The sequence below is a fragment of the Parvibaculum sp. genome, assembly GCF_040882025.1.
GTDB lineage: Bacteria > Pseudomonadota > Alphaproteobacteria > Parvibaculales > Parvibaculaceae > Parvibaculum.
The window spans coordinates 1-14,102 of the sequence record NZ_JBBECC010000168.1; the positions used below are offsets into that span (position 1 = coordinate 1).

Sequence of the window (14,102 nt, forward strand, 5' to 3'; positions counted from 1 at the left end):
CCGCGAAGTTCCTCGAGCTCCGATTCCGAAAGCGGCAGGGGTGTATCCTTGCGCAGCCGGCCCCAGTCCGCGGCGGTGAAATGGCGAAAGGGCGAGAGCAGTGTCTTGTCTTCCGCGATGCTCAAAGGCATGAACCGGGTTCCTGTAGGGGGGTCAAGCGAGCCGCGCTCCATCAAGGCCGATCGCGCGCGGCTTTTTCGTCGATACCGGAGCGGCCTTCGCGGCGCGCCAGTTCGGCATAGACGTCGGCGGGATCGAGATCGAGCGCGGCGAGAAGCACCAGCCAGTGGTAGAGCAGGTCGGCGCTTTCGGTGATCATGGCTTCCCGATCACCCTGCGCCGCCGCGATGACCGTTTCAACCGCTTCCTCGCCGAGTTTCTGCGCGCAAAGCGGCGGGCCGCCGGCGAACAGTTTTGCGGTATAGGACGTTGCGGCGTCCGTGCCTTTTCGGGCGGCGATCGTCGCGAACAATCGGTCAAGCTGGCTGGCGTCGATGGCCATGCGCGGCAGGCTCCGGAAGCGTTAACAGGTCCGGCGGATGCCTGAAACGGCGCCGCACGGCGGCTTTGCGTAGCAGATTTGGGGCCGAGAGACCAGCGGCGGGAGGTCGGGTGGCCGTTAGAGCCGGGTCGACAGGCTCGTGCCGGAAAGCGCGCCGGTTTTGGCCCCGTCCTGTCGAGCCTCTTTCAGATCGGCGCCCCTGAGGTCGGCGCCTCGAAGATCGGCGCCCAAAAGATTGGCGCGCAGCAAAATAGCGTCGGTGAAATCCGCCGCGGCCAGGAAGGCGTTTTCGAAATTGGCGTCGGCGAGGATCGTCTCGCGGAACAGCGCCCCCGCGAGCACCGCGCGCGAGAAATCGGTACGCGACAGGTCCATGCGGGCAAAATCGGCACGGATGCCCTTTTGCTGACCGGTCTGGATCCAGAGCATGTGATCGGCGAGAACTTTCGCCATGCGCTCCGGGCCGGGTGCCGAGCGCGGCTTCACCGCCCGCATCAGATCGCCGCGCAAAGCCGTCCCCTCGTCCATGACGGCGCGGCGAAAATCGGCGTCGGCCAGATTGGCGCCGGACAGTTCGACGCCTTTCAGTTCGGCGCCGGAAAAATTCGCGCCCCTGAGATCCGCACCCTGAAGGCTCGCCCCCGACATCGACGCGCCCTCGAAACTGGCTTCAAGCAGTTTGCATTCGGCCATGTTGGTCCCGAACATGCGTGCGCCGCGGAAGCTCGAATTTTCCTTGCCGACCGGCGCCGAGGCGCCACGACGAATGACGGCACCGCGCCTGAGATCGGCGCCTTCCAGCTGCGCGCCTTCGAGTTCTGCATTCTCGAACTGTGCGCCGCGAAGATCGGCGCGGGCGAAATTTGTGCGCGTCAGATTGGCGGCATCGAAATCGGCGCTGAAAAGGTTGGCGCCGGTGAAATGCGAATCCTCCAGATTGGCGCCGGTAAAGTCGCAGCCGATGAAGTGTCCGTGCGAGAAATTGAGATTGCGGAAATCGAGCCCCGAAAGGTCGCACTCCTTCATGATCACGCACCAGCCATTGGGCACGCCCTTCAGGTAGCGCGTGTGAAGGTCGCTCAGCCGCTTCAGCGCTTCCTGGCTGATGCGCCGGCCGATGATGGCGTGCGGCTCGCCCGCCGGTTTGCGCTCCGGCGCGGGCTCCAGTTCGATCGCGACCATTCGCGGCGCATTGCTCGAACTCTCGGACATAGGCGGAACATCCTTGCACACAACATCGCCGCGCGAAGCGCGGCCATCAACCCGGACCGCGATGCTAGGGCGGAGTTTTTCATATTTGCTTAACAGTGCCGCGCATTCGGGGGAAAACGGCAAAATCGCTGTTTTTCGCCCGGAGGCTGGTCCCGGCTTCCCGGCGGTCAGCCGCGCCAGAAAAGCTCGGCCTGGCGAAAATGCCGCCATAGCCGGAGCGCGCCCTTCCAGTCTTTCGCGGCACGCTTCTCCGACCAGGCGACAACGCGCGCAGCCGCGGCGGCCGTGGCGTCGTGCGAGGCCGCGGCCAGGGGACCATCGAGAATGAGATGTGCGGTCGCCACATCGTTCAGCCCGCCAAAGACATCCTGAAGCTGGGAGAGGTGCCGGATATAGGGCTTTGCCGCCTCGCCGTCGAAAAGCGACGAGAAGAAATGCAACGCGTAGCGAAATTTTTTCAGCCGCTTGCGCAATTCGTGGCGGCCTTCAAGGTCGAGTGTCTCGATGTCGCGGCCAAGCTTGACGACGCTGGCGAGACGGCGATCCAGCGCCTCAATCGCGAAATCGCGCGCAAGACGCGGCGCCTTGCGCTTGACGCGCCAGCCGCGCCCGGCGAGGAAGAGGCCGTACTCCAGGAGGAACCGCGTGTAGCGGCGCGAAACGAGAGCGGCGAGGGCGCGGTCCCAGGCCTCTTTGCGCGCCGTATCGGCGCGAGCGGCAAGGCGTGTCAGCGCGGCGTCGCGCGGTGCGACCGGCGCGAGGATATCGCCGACGAAAACATCGAAGTCACGCGCGGGCCCGAGTTCGTTCGCCAGCCACTTCGCTTCCCCGGCCAGACGGTCGGCTGCCGCACCACCAATGGCGGGACGGAAGATCGCCAGGGCCGAGCGCGCGCGGCGAAGCGCCACCCGCATTTGGTGCAGCGCCTCAGGCAAGCGCGCTTCGACGGTTGCCATCTCATTCGACGTCAGATGAACGAGGCAATGACGCAAGATCGTCGCATAGGCGTCTTCGAGTGTCGCATCCGGCGCAAGCGTCAGCGTTTCCGCCTTGACGGCCATCGGTGCACGCGGACGCAGAAGCGCGAAGCCGCGTTCGGATTTGCTCTCGAATCCGACGCGCAGCGTGGCGATGTCGTTGAGGTCGAGCGCCAGTCGATAGAGACTTTCGGGCGATCCCTCCTTCAGCTCCAGTTCGATTTCACTGACGGCAATCTCTTTCGCCGCGCCGGCGCGCAACGCACCCTTGTCGAGTGCCAGTTCGATGACATCGCCGTCGGGTGTCTCGAGGCAATGAACCGTGCGGCGAATGTCGCTGACGAGGCGCGGCGCAATGGAGTTGCCGTTTGCGAGCTTCTGGATGCGGGATCTGAGACTGGCGGGCAGCTTGTTGAGATCGGGCCCGGCGGCGGCGCGCGGCAGCCGCGCCTCGTATTCGCCGGTATCGCGCGCCAGCGCGCCCGTCCTGTCGCCCGAAAGGCCGGTTTCGGTTTTCAGCGTTTGCAGGCAAGTGCCACCCGACCGGCGCAGGCGCAATGCAAATCCGTGATCGCCCAATGCCAGATTGTCGGTGTCGAAATAAGTCGAATGCAAATGCTTGCCGCTGGCACGGCCTCGCTTCAGCCGGCTCAAGGCCGGTGAATGGCGAACGCGCTCCAGCTCGGCCGGTTCGCAGACGAGCTTCAGTTCGATTTCACGATCAGACATGCGGTTGTCGCGCCGCTCCCCGGAGGTGAAGGCTCACGCCTCAACACTTGCGAGGCGTATTCTGCCGGGCGGCGATGAGACGCGCAATTGGCACATTGGGTACCCTGGCGCGTCACGCGGACGCGCGGCATTTATCCACAGGAGCTATGGCGTGTGCGGGGAAAAGGCACACAACATCTGGATTCGGGGCTTCAGAGCCGAACCGGAACGCCGGCGGCCGCCATATGAGCCTTGGCTTCGCCGATCGTATATTCGCCGAAATGAAAGATCGAGGCGGCCAGCACCGCGCTCGCATGGCCGTCGCGAATGCCTTCGACCAAGTGGTCGAGCGTGCCGACGCCGCCCGACGCGATGACCGGCACCGGCACCGCATCCGAAACGGCGCGGGTCAGCGCGATGTCGAAGCCCGATTTCGCGCCGTCGCGGTCCATCGAGGTCAGCAGGATTTCGCCGGCGCCCAGCTCCGTCACCTTCACGGCATATTCAATGACATCGATGCCGGTCGGCTTTCGGCCGCCATGGGTGAATATCTCCCACCTGCCAGGTGCGGTCTGCTTGGCGTCGATGGCGACGACGATACATTGGTTACCGAATTTTTCCGACGCCGCGCGTACAAAGCCGGGATCGAAGACGGCAGCGGTATTGATCGACACCTTGTCGGCGCCGGCCAGCAAAAGTTCGCGCACATCGGAGATCGTGCGCACCCCGCCGCCGACCGTCAGCGGCATGAAACATTGCTCGGCGGTGCGGCGCACCACCTCGAAAATGATTGCGCGTTCTTCGTGGCTCGCCGTGATGTCGAGGAAACAGAGCTCGTCGGCGCCGGCTGTGTCATAGGCGCGCGCGGCCTCGACCGGATCGCCGGCATCGCGCAGATCGACGAAATTGACGCCCTTGACGACACGGCCGTCCTTGACGTCGAGACAGGGGATCACGCGCGCTTTCAGCATCGGGCCCGACCCTTCAGCAGCGCGAGAACTTCCTTCGGATCGAGGCGGCCGTCATAGAGCGCGCGGCCGGAGACCGCGCCTTCGATATTCGTCGTGTCAGCGGCCAGAAGTTTTTTCACATCGTCGATCGAGGAGAGCCCGCCCGACGCAATGACCGGAATCGAGATCGCATTGGCGAGCGCAACCGTCGCCTCGATATTGAGGCCTTCCAACGCGCCGTCGCGGTCGATGTCGGTATAGATGATGGCGGCGACGCCTACATCCTCGAAGCGCCGCGCCATGTCGAGCACGGTGAGGTCGGAGACATCGGCCCAGCCTTCAGTAGCGACGCGGCCGCCCTTCGCATCGAGGCCGACCGCGATGCGGCCGGGAAATTTTTTGCACGCCTCGATCACCAGCGCCGGGTTCTTGACCGCCGCCGTGCCGATGATGACGCGGGCGATGCCCTTGGCGAGCCAGATTTCGATGGTCGCAAGATCGCGAATGCCGCCGCCGAGCTGCGCCGGAACCGAGATCGCAGCGAGGATGCTTTCGACCGCCGACGCGTTGACGGGCTTTCCCGCAAAGGCGCCATTGAGATCGACCAGATGGATGTATTCGAAGCCGGCCCGCTCGAAGGCGCGCGCCTGTGCCGCCGGATCGTCATTGAAGACGGTTGCCTGGTCCATCAGCCCGTGCACGAGGCGGACGCATTGACCGTCTTTCAGGTCGATGGCGGGAAAAAGGATCATGTTCTTGCTTCGCGTTGGAGCATGATCTTGTCCGAAAACCGGTTTCCACTTTTCGGGATCATGCTCTAGGGACGCCACTTCAGGAAGTTACCGATGAGTGCGAGGCCGAGTGCCTGGCTCTTCTCAGGGTGGAACTGCGCACCGACCATGTTTTCCTTTGCGACCATCGCGGTCAGCGGCCCGCCATAGTCCGTGCGGGCGAGCACATCCTCACTCGACTTCGCGTCGAGGAAATAGGAATGGACGAAGTAGGCATGCAAGCCCTCATCGCCGGTTTCGATGCCGTCGAGCAGAATATGCGGCTTCGCCGGGGTTAGCGTGTTCCAGCCCATATGCGGGATTTTCAGCGATGCGTCGTCAGGCTTTATCACGACAACGTCGCCGTCGATCCAGCCGAGACCCTGGTGCTCGCCATGCTCGATGCCACGCACCGCCATCAGCTGCATGCCGACACAGATGCCGAAAAAGGGTTTGGCCTCGACACACACAGCTTCGGTCAGCGCCTCGACCATGCCAGGCACCGCATGAAGCCCGGCGCGGCAATCGCCGAAAGCGCCGACGCCCGGCAGCACGACACGATCGGCGCCGCGCACGGCGTCCGGATCGCTCGTCACCAGCACATCAGCCGCGATGGCATTGTCGCGGGCGGCGCGTTCGAAGGCCTTCGCCGCCGAACGGAGATTGCCCGAGCCGTAATCGATAATCGCAACTTTCACCGGTGCCTAACCTCCGGCCTTCGGGAAGAGGCCGAGCACCTCATCCGCGTTCGCGTCGCGTTTTGCCGAGTCGGACGCCTGCGCGGCGCGGCGCGGCCAGATCGGTTTCGGCGGCTCGGTCGGCTCGAGCTTGAGCGGCCGGTCCCATTTGGCGAAGAAGGCGCGTTCGGCTTCTTCGAGATTGCCGCCGCCGGCAAGGCCCGCCATGCGATAGCCGTTGCGTTCAAGCGTCCAGCGCCGGATATCGCCCGCCTCGAAACCGAGCAGGAACTGGAGCGCCAGTGAACAGATGGCCGCGCCCTCGGCGCCGATGAGATTTTGCGCAATGGCCGATACGACAATGATCAGCGCGATCCAGAGCGCGAAAGCGATCCAGAGGCGGTGCCAGAGGAGCCAGATCCACGAGAAAAGGAAGGCCGGGAAGGAGAAGCCCTCCTTGACCAGCACGATGCCGGTGCCGTCGAGCGGGGCGCCGGGGAGCTCGTGAACCGTGTAGATGCGCATGGACATGGGGCCCGTTCCGGGCGGTGTTTCGTTCGGGCCTTATCTAGGCCAGACGGCACAAAAAGGCCAGCAGCTCAGCTTCCGAGCTTGCCCTTTGTCGAGGGAATCTGCGTCGATGCACGCGGATCGATCTCGATGGCTTCGCGCAGTGCCCGAGCGAGGCCCTTGAAGCAGCTTTCGACGATGTGGTGATTGTTGTCGCCATACATGTTTTCGATGTGGAGCGTGATGCCGGCATTCTGCGCGAAGGCCTGGAACCACTCCTTGAAGAGCTCGGTGTCCATGTCGCCAAGCTTCGGCTTGGTGAAATTCACCTTCCAGATCAGATAGGGACGCTGCGAGACGTCGATCGAGACGCGCGTGCAGGTTTCGTCCATCGGAATGATGGCGGTTGCATAACGGCGGATACCCTTGAAGTCGCCCAGCGCCTGGCGCACAGCCTCACCGATGACGATGCCGGTGTCTTCGGTCGTGTGGTGGAAATCGATGTGGAGGTCGCCCTTGGCGCGCAGTTTGAGGTCGATCAGCGAGTGGCGCGAAAGCTGCTCGAGCATGTGGTCGAGAAAACCGATGCCGGTTTCGATGTCGTATTCGCCCTTGCCATCGAGGTCGAGCTCGACCGAAATCGAGGTCTCCTTGGTCTGGCGTTCGAGCTTTGCGGTGCGGGACTTCAAGGCTTCGGGCATCTCGGACTTCCGGCAGGCGTGATTTCAGCGGGCTTGTAGCAGGCGGCGCGAGAACCGGCCAGCGCAAAGCCACCGACTGCGTCGTTCCGCCAGTTAAAGCGACAATTCAATTTGAATCACAATGACTTACGAGACGTTAACCAAAATACTCGAGCTTGTCTAAGGTGTTACTTTAAGTCATTGGTCTTTTTCATGCGGTATCAGCGATAAGCTATTGATTCAAATTGCAGCCACTCGTCTGTCCTAGTATTCGTCCAAGCATTCGTCACTATATCTTGTCGACCTGGGCCACTGGTACGCGATCCGGCGATGACCATATGGGGTGTTTGCGCAATCCGATCGAGGACCTCTTCATGGCTTGGCAGAACCGCCTCACGCCCGAGCTCGCCCGTTTCATCGTCGAGCAGGATCATTTCTATCTCGGCACGGCCAATGCGGCCGGAAGACCCTATATCCAGCATCGCGGCGGTCCGAAGGGCTTTCTGAAGATTCTGGACGAGAATCGGCTCGGTTTTGCCGATTTTGCCGGCAATCAGCAATTCGTGACGCTCGGGCATCTGGCCGAGAACCCGCAGGCCTTCCTGTTCCTGATCGACTATCCCGCCCGGCGGCGCGTCAAGATCAGGGGGCAGGCCAAGGCTGTCGCCGACGATCCGGCGCTGACCCGCTCGCTGGCCGATCCCGCCTATCGCGGCCGGGTCGAGCGCGCCATCCTGATCGACATCGACGAATGGGACGCGAACTGCCCGAGCCATATCCTGCCGCGCTGGGACGCCACGGCCCTGACGCCGGCCTTCGAGCGTCTGGAGACCCGCATCCGGGCGCTCGAGACCCAGGTCCGCGAGCTCGGCGGCGATCCGGGCGCCTTCGATATGTCGGCCTGAGGCGCCGCCGCCCGGCCGGTCAATAGAGGTTCTTCTTCGCGTCGTCCTCCAGCGCCGTATCGATCAAAGCCGGCGCCATATCGAGCTTCATCTGGTCGCGCAGCATTTCGCCGAAGCTCGGCAACGCGTCGCGCGGCACATGATTGTCGGGGTTCCAGAGGGCCGAGCGCCTGAGCGCCTTGGTGCAATGGAGATAGACCTCTTTCACCTCGATCACGAGGACCGAACGCGGCGGCTTGCCATCGACGACGAAGCGCGCCATCAGCTCCGGCTCCACCGACGTGGTGGCAAGGCCATTGATACGCAGCATTTCCTCGAAGCCCGGCAGAAAGAACAACAGGCCGACCGCCGGCGCGTGGGCGATGTTGGTCAGCGTATCGAGGCGGTTGTTGCCCGGCCGGTCGGGCAGGGCGAGGCGGCGTTCGTCGAGCACCTGGACGAAGCCCGGCTCACCGCCCCTGGGCGACACGTCGGCCAGCCCGTCCGGCCGGCTCGATCCGATGCAGAGAAAGGGCGAGAGCTCGATGAAGCGGCGCGAATGCGGATCGATCCAATCGAGCTGCTTGCCGAGCGCCCCGCCGGAGGGCTGCGGGTAGACCGTGCGAAGCGCATCCTCGGTTTTCAACTGACCGGACATGGTTGTTCTCCTCGATCGTAAATTTTGCGAAAGATTATCACTTGCAACAGATCGGTGCCAGCCCGCATACCCGCCGGGACCGGCGCCGGACTTGACCCCTGGACTTGACCCTATGGCGCGAAGCCGCCACATGGTAGCGGCTATCCCCGGCCCTCCCGACAGAATCCGACAGGAATAGATATGGCCTCGCACGATCCGATCAACTGGCACGGCACAACGATCCTTTCCGTGCGCAAAGGCGGCAAGGTGGCGATCGCGGGCGACGGGCAGGTGTCGATGGGCGACACGATCATGAAGGGCAATGCACGCAAGGTGCGGCCGCTGGGCAAGGGCGACGTCATTGCCGGATTCGCCGGCGCGACCGCCGATGCGATGACATTGTTCGAGCGGCTCGAAGCCAAGATCGAGCAATATCCGGGGCAGCTCACGCGAGCCTGCGTCGAACTCGCCAAGGACTGGCGGACCGATCGATACCTGCGCCGCCTCGAAGCGCTGATGATCGTCGCCGACAAGGAGGCGACGCTGGTGTTGACCGGCAATGGCGACGTGCTGGAGCCCGAGGGCGGCATTGTCGGCATCGGTTCGGGCGGAAATTATGCGCTGGCTGCCGCCCGCGCGCTCGCCGACAGCGACCTCGACGCCGAGGCCATCGTCCGCAAGGCGATGGGCATTGCCGCCGATATCTGCGTCTACACCAACAACAATCTCACCCTTGAAAGCCTCGACGCGTGACCTCGGCGGCGCTCCGGCGGCGGCAACCGCCTCTATGGCTGATTGCCTGCGCAGGGCTTCTTTTGTTGCAGGCCGGGCTGCTCTGGGGAATGGGCCGCGTTCCGATCTGCACATGCGGCACGGTAAAACTCTGGCACGGCGTCGTTCTGAGTTCCGAGAATTCGCAGCATCTGAGCGACTGGTACACATTCTCCCATGTCATCCACGGGTTCATCTTCTACGGGCTCGCCTTCCTTCTGCTGCGGCGTTTCCCCATCGGCTGGCGTCTCGCCGCCGCGTTGTTGGTCGAGGGTGGATGGGAAGTGCTCGAAAACACGCCCATGATCATCGAGCGCTACCGCGCCGGAACCATTTCGCTCGACTATTTCGGCGACAGCATCGTCAATTCGGTGGCCGACAGCCTGGCGATGGTGCTCGGCTTTGTCCTGGCGGCGCGGTTGCCCATATGGATGATTGTGCTGGCTGCCATTTTCATGGAGGCCGGCGTCGGCTACATGATCCGCGATAATCTTGCCTTGAATATCCTGATGTTGATCTACCCCGTTGATGCTGTGCATGCATGGCAGGCGGGAGGAGGAACCTAAATTCCATGACCAGTTTTTCCCCACGTGAAATCGTCTCCGAGCTCGACCGCTATATTGTCGGCCAGCGCGACGCCAAGCGCGCGGTCGCGATTGCGCTCCGCAACCGCTGGCGGCGACAGCAACTGCCGGAGGATTTGCGCGAAGAGGTTTTGCCGAAAAACATCCTGATGATCGGGCCAACCGGTGTCGGCAAAACCGAAATCTCGCGCCGCCTGGCGCGGCTCGCCGAGGCTCCCTTCATCAAGGTCGAGGCGACCAAGTTCACCGAAGTCGGCTATGTCGGCCGCGATGTCGAGCAAATCATCCGCGACCTCGTCGAAATCGCGCTTGGTATGACGCGGGCCAGAAAGCGCAAGGATGTCGAGGCGAAAGCCCATCTCGCGGCCGAAGACCGCGTGCTCGAAGCACTGGTCGGCAAGGGTGCCGGCGAGGCGACACGCGACAGCTTCCGCAAGAAACTCCGCTCGGGCGAGCTCGACGCGAAGGAAATCGAGGTCGAGGTTGCCGATAGCGGCGGCGGCATGCCGACTTTCGACATACCGGGAATGCCGGGCAGCCAGGTCGGCATGATCAATCTCGGCGATATCATGGGCAAGGCGTTTGGCGGCCGGACAAAAACGCGGCGCATGAATGTCCGCGACAGCTATGAAGTGCTGATTTCCGAAGAAAGCGACAAGCTGCTCGACCAGGAACAGTTGACGCAGGAGGCCATCCTTTCGGTCGAACAGAACGGCATCGTCTTTCTCGACGAGGTCGACAAGATCTGCGCCCGAGCCGAGCGGCAGGGCGGCGATGTCAGCCGTGAAGGCGTGCAGCGCGATTTGCTGCCGCTGATCGAAGGCACGACGGTTTCAACCAAACATGGCGCCGTCAAGACCGACCACATTCTTTTCATTGCGTCGGGCGCGTTTCACATCGCGAAGCCTTCCGATCTGTTGCCGGAACTGCAGGGACGGCTGCCGATTCGGGTCGAGCTCAAGGCGCTCGGCAAGGACGAGTTGCGCCGTGTGCTGACCGAACCCGAGGCGAGCCTGATCAAGCAATATGTGGCGCTGATGGAAACGGAAGGCGTGACGCTCACCTTCACCGACGAGGGCATCGACGCCATCGCCGACATCGCGGCGACCGTCAACGCCACCGTCGAGAATATCGGCGCGCGCCGTCTTCACACGGTCATGGAGCGCGTGCTCGACGAGATCAGCTTCGGCGCCACCGATCGGACCGGCGAAACGGTGACGGTCGATGCGCCCTATGTGCAGAAGCATGTCGGCGATCTGTCGCGGAATGCCGATCTGTCGAAGTTCATTCTCTGAGGCCCGTCAGGCCGGTTCGCGCTCCCTGCGGCCGAAGGCCATCGCGTGACTCTCGCTTTCGGGAAGCGCAAGCGTTCCCTCGGCGACAAGCTTCTTGAGATAGGTAAAGGTGCGCATGGTCTGCGTCACCAGATGGCCGCCCGCGACGTAAGCCGGATAGCGCGCCGCACCGTCGACAAATTGTGGTAGCGGCTCGATCCGCGTGTCGTAATCGAGCGAGCAGAACAGCGGAAACGAATAGCGCTCGCCGGGCACGTTGCGCACGCGGTGCGGCGTTGCGATGAAACGGCCATTGGTCATCGCTTCCAGCATATCGCCGATATTGATGACGAAGGCGCCCTCGATCGGCGGCGCATCGATCCAGCGGCCATCGGCATTCATCACCTCCAGCCCCGGCGCCGTCACATGCAGGATCGTGAAGCACTCATAATCGGTGTGTGCGCTGATGCCCCATTCGGCTGCCGCGCGCGCGGGATCCGCCGGGTAATGCACGAGGCGCAACTGCGAGGGCGGCTTGGTCAGCATGCTTTCGAAATAATTTTCATCGAGGCCGAGCGACAAGGCGAAGCCGCGAAAGATCGTATGGCCGAGCGTCATCGCGCGTTCGTAATAAGCATAGACGTCGCGTTGCATCTCCGGCATGCCGGCCGGCCACTGGTTCGGTCCGAGCATCCGGTAACCCCTGACATGGTCGGGATCGTCGCCGGACAGTTCGACCGAGAGATCGAAGGCCTCTTTCTTGTCGATCTTCGAGGGACCGGTGCCGTCGTAGAAACCTTCCTCGCCGGTCGGCACATAGCCGCGATGGGCGCGCGACTTGCCGATATAGAGTTCCATCTTGCGTTCGAGTGGTTCGGCGAAAAATTCCGCGGCGCGGGCTTCGAGCCTTTCAATCATGTCGGGCGGAATGCCGTGGCCCGTCACATAGAGGAAACCGATATTGCTTGCGGCATCCGCCATCTCGGCGGCCACCTTGCGTTTCGCTTCCGCGTCGCTCGAAAACAGGGCTGCAATGTCGACGACCGGGATGCTTGTAAAAGCGGTGCCTTTTCCTTCGGGTTCACTCATGACAGTCCTCATTCACCACGACACTCGAAAACAGGCGTGCCGCGCAGGTCGATGACTTCCCAATGGCGCGCCATCACCCGGCCGTCTGCGTCGGTGTCGGCGGTGGCGAGCGTCGCGCCGCCGAAGACCGGCGCCAGCGTCTTGCCCTCGCGAAAAGGCAGGCTCGAGCGCTGCACGATCCAGCCGGCACTTGTCACGATGCCTTGCGAAATCTCGCAATCGACAAGTGCGCGCGCCTCGTCAAGCGTGGCGGCGCGCGCCACGCAATCGCGCAGGTGAAGATGCGGCGGGGGCATCGCCACGCGATCCCGCGCATACATGAAGAGATGACCGAGACGGATCAGCGCCGCCTTCCGGCCGCCGTCGCGATCTCGCAACCGCATCGCCCAACAGGGCTCGGCCGCGATCGGCTCGCGGTGCCAGTGCTCGATATAGGGAATGTCGGCGCCCTCTTCGATCATGACATCGCCCTCGACCCGGAGGCGGCCACGATCCGAATAGATCGCTTCGGGCTGGAAATCGATGTCGCGCCGCCATTCGAACCAGCCGCCCTCATGAACAAGTTCGCCGGCGAAGCCTTCCTGCCGCGCCAGCCAGCCCATATCGCGGGGCGTGAGGTCGGCGAGCGAAGCGACATGCGCGAAATCGGGGCGGCCGGCAGGCTGGCGCAGATCGAGATAGAGCCCCGGCCCCTGCAGCCAGTTGACCCAGGATGTGTCGTCGCGCCGGCCGTCCGGCCAGAGGATCAGCGAGCGCCGCCAGAGGCCCGTCAGATTGTCGAGTCTGGGTTCCGGAAGCGGTCTGACGAGGGATGCGGCGATCGACATGGATTCATGCTGCACCGCGAGAGGTCATTGGCCTAGACGGTAAATTCCGATGAATGGCATAGACGAAATCTATGTATCAATCCTGCCATCCCGCAGCCGCCCCGAAATTTCTTCCAGGAAGAGCTCGGTCGGCGTGTCGCGGGCGGGTTCGTCGCGGGTGACCAGATAGATGTGGCAAGCGGGAAGCAACGCCTCCGGCAGCAGCGGCCAGAGCGCCGCATCGGCAAGCGCCGCCACGCCGGTCGGAAGGAAACCGAGGCCGACACCCGCTTCGATCAGCCGCCGCGCCTCATGCAAATTCTCGGCAACGCCGCCCGCATGCTGCCCGAGCCCATAGCGCGTGCGGAACCGCGTCAGCTCATCGGGCTCGTCGGCGCCGGTGAGTACAAAGGCGCGGTCAGCGAGGGCAGCTGGGTCCGTAAATGTCAGGCCATGCAACGGGTGGCCGGCGCCGCAATAGAGCTGCTGCACCTCCTTCATCAACGGCTGATAGCAAAGCCTCTTGTCCGGCGCGCTGTCGCAGGCAATGCCGATTTCGGCCTCGCCCGATTTCAGCGCCTCGATCGCCTCGCGCCAGGGACAGACGTCGATGTGAATGCCGACGCCCGGATGGTGGCGGTGAAGAGCGGCCAGTGCCGCATCGAATTCGGGCGATACCACCGAGGAGATCATGCGGATATGGATCGCGCCTTGGACGAGGCCGGCCGCTTTCGCAACCTCATGCGGCGCGGCGCGCACGGCTCCGATCATCGTTTCGCACAGCTCGTAAAGCGCGCGGCCGGCGGGCAGCAATTCAACGCCCTGCGCGGTGCGGCGCAAGAGCTGCGTGCCGAGGTCGTCCTCGAGGCGTTTCAACGCCGCGCTCAATGTCGGCTGCTGCCGGTTCATGCGCCGCGCAGCCGCGCCGATGCCGCCGGCGCGCACGATCTCGTGGAAGATGCGAAACAGGTTCCAGTCGATGTGACGGGGAAAACGCGAATTGTCGGGCGGACGGTCGGGCATGGATGGCCGTGGCGGCAAAGAGGATGGAAACTTCATTGAAGCGGCTTC

16 protein-coding genes are annotated in these 14,102 nt (G+C 63.4%); 4 read left to right on the forward strand and 12 right to left on the reverse strand.

The genetic code is table 11. From position 1 onward, the window contains the following. Positions 1-172: 172 nt before the first annotated feature. The 8 genes from WEB61_RS12005 to hisB form a co-directional block, all read right to left on the reverse strand. The gene (locus WEB61_RS12005) at positions 173-502 is read right to left on the reverse strand and encodes a phosphoribosyl-ATP diphosphatase (protein ID WP_368064569.1); all 330 of its coding nucleotides are present in this window, start codon (positions 500-502) and stop codon (positions 173-175) included. Between the two features lie 117 nt (positions 503-619). Next, positions 620-1,714: a pentapeptide repeat-containing protein gene (locus tag WEB61_RS12010; protein WP_368064570.1), complete on the reverse strand. Its 1,095-nt coding sequence runs from the start codon at positions 1,712-1,714 to the stop codon at positions 620-622. Positions 1,715-1,881: 167 nt separating this feature from the next. Further along, positions 1,882-3,420 carry a CHAD domain-containing protein gene (locus tag WEB61_RS12015; RefSeq protein ID WP_368064571.1) on the reverse strand — a complete coding sequence of 513 codons (1,539 nt, stop codon included), beginning with the start codon at positions 3,418-3,420 and terminating at the stop codon, positions 1,882-1,884. A 191-nt stretch (positions 3,421-3,611) separates the two neighbouring features. Further along, entirely contained in the window at positions 3,612-4,370 is a 759-nt protein-coding gene (hisF, locus tag WEB61_RS12020; RefSeq protein WP_368064572.1) for an imidazole glycerol phosphate synthase subunit HisF, read from the reverse strand. Beyond that, positions 4,364-5,101, reverse strand: coding sequence for a 1-(5-phosphoribosyl)-5-[(5-phosphoribosylamino)methylideneamino]imidazole-4-carboxamide isomerase (gene hisA, locus WEB61_RS12025; RefSeq protein WP_368064573.1), 738 nt, complete (start codon positions 5,099-5,101; stop codon positions 4,364-4,366). The genes hisF and hisA overlap by 7 nt, the downstream gene beginning before the upstream one ends. A 65-nt stretch (positions 5,102-5,166) precedes the next feature. Then, on the reverse strand, positions 5,167-5,817 hold the full coding sequence (gene hisH / locus WEB61_RS12030) for an imidazole glycerol phosphate synthase subunit HisH (RefSeq protein WP_368064574.1): 651 nt from the start codon (positions 5,815-5,817) through the stop codon (positions 5,167-5,169). Between the two features lie 6 nt (positions 5,818-5,823). After that, positions 5,824-6,327: a DUF2628 domain-containing protein gene (locus WEB61_RS12035; protein ID WP_368064575.1), complete on the reverse strand. Its 504-nt coding sequence runs from the start codon at positions 6,325-6,327 to the stop codon at positions 5,824-5,826. Between the two features lie 68 nt (positions 6,328-6,395). Continuing rightward, positions 6,396-7,007 (reverse strand): imidazoleglycerol-phosphate dehydratase HisB, encoded by a 612-nt coding sequence (gene hisB / locus WEB61_RS12040; RefSeq protein WP_368064576.1) that lies wholly within the window; start codon positions 7,005-7,007, stop codon positions 6,396-6,398. 317 nt (positions 7,008-7,324) lie between these two features. Between hisB and WEB61_RS12045 the strand changes: the two genes are divergently transcribed. After that, on the forward strand, positions 7,325-7,891 hold the full coding sequence (locus WEB61_RS12045) for a pyridoxamine 5'-phosphate oxidase family protein (protein WP_368064577.1): 567 nt from the start codon (positions 7,325-7,327) through the stop codon (positions 7,889-7,891). A 19-nt stretch (positions 7,892-7,910) separates the two neighbouring features. On the opposite strand, the gene WEB61_RS12050 is transcribed toward WEB61_RS12045, so the two are convergent. Further along, positions 7,911-8,528, reverse strand: a complete 618-nt coding sequence (locus WEB61_RS12050; RefSeq protein WP_368064578.1) for a pyridoxamine 5'-phosphate oxidase family protein — start codon at positions 8,526-8,528, stop codon at positions 7,911-7,913. Positions 8,529-8,702: 174 nt separating this feature from the next. Here WEB61_RS12050 and hslV point away from each other — a divergent pair, with 174 nt between their 5' ends. Genes hslV through hslU form a run of 3 tightly spaced genes read left to right on the forward strand, consistent with a single transcriptional unit; the run spans position 8,703 to position 11,157 of the window. After that, positions 8,703-9,260, forward strand: a complete 558-nt coding sequence (gene hslV, locus WEB61_RS12055; protein ID WP_368064584.1) for an ATP-dependent protease subunit HslV — start codon at positions 8,703-8,705, stop codon at positions 9,258-9,260. Further along, positions 9,257-9,844, forward strand: coding sequence for a DUF2585 domain-containing protein (locus WEB61_RS12060; protein WP_368064579.1), 588 nt, complete (start codon positions 9,257-9,259; stop codon positions 9,842-9,844). The genes hslV and WEB61_RS12060 overlap by 4 nt, the downstream gene beginning before the upstream one ends. Positions 9,845-9,849: 5 nt before the next feature. Continuing rightward, positions 9,850-11,157, forward strand: a complete 1,308-nt coding sequence (gene hslU, locus WEB61_RS12065; RefSeq protein WP_368064580.1) for an ATP-dependent protease ATPase subunit HslU — start codon at positions 9,850-9,852, stop codon at positions 11,155-11,157. A 6-nt stretch (positions 11,158-11,163) separates the two neighbouring features. Here the strand turns inward: hslU and WEB61_RS12070 are convergent, their stop codons facing one another. The 3 genes from WEB61_RS12070 to WEB61_RS12080 form a co-directional block, all read right to left on the reverse strand. Further along, positions 11,164-12,225 carry an isopenicillin N synthase family dioxygenase gene (locus tag WEB61_RS12070; RefSeq protein ID WP_368064581.1) on the reverse strand — a complete coding sequence of 354 codons (1,062 nt, stop codon included), beginning with the start codon at positions 12,223-12,225 and terminating at the stop codon, positions 11,164-11,166. 8 nt (positions 12,226-12,233) lie between these two features. Further along, positions 12,234-13,052 (reverse strand): hypothetical protein, encoded by an 819-nt coding sequence (locus tag WEB61_RS12075; RefSeq protein WP_368064582.1) that lies wholly within the window; start codon positions 13,050-13,052, stop codon positions 12,234-12,236. A gap of 69 nt (positions 13,053-13,121) precedes the next feature. After that, positions 13,122-14,102: LysR family transcriptional regulator (locus WEB61_RS12080; RefSeq protein ID WP_368064583.1), on the reverse strand; the 981-nt coding region annotated here is incomplete at its 5' end.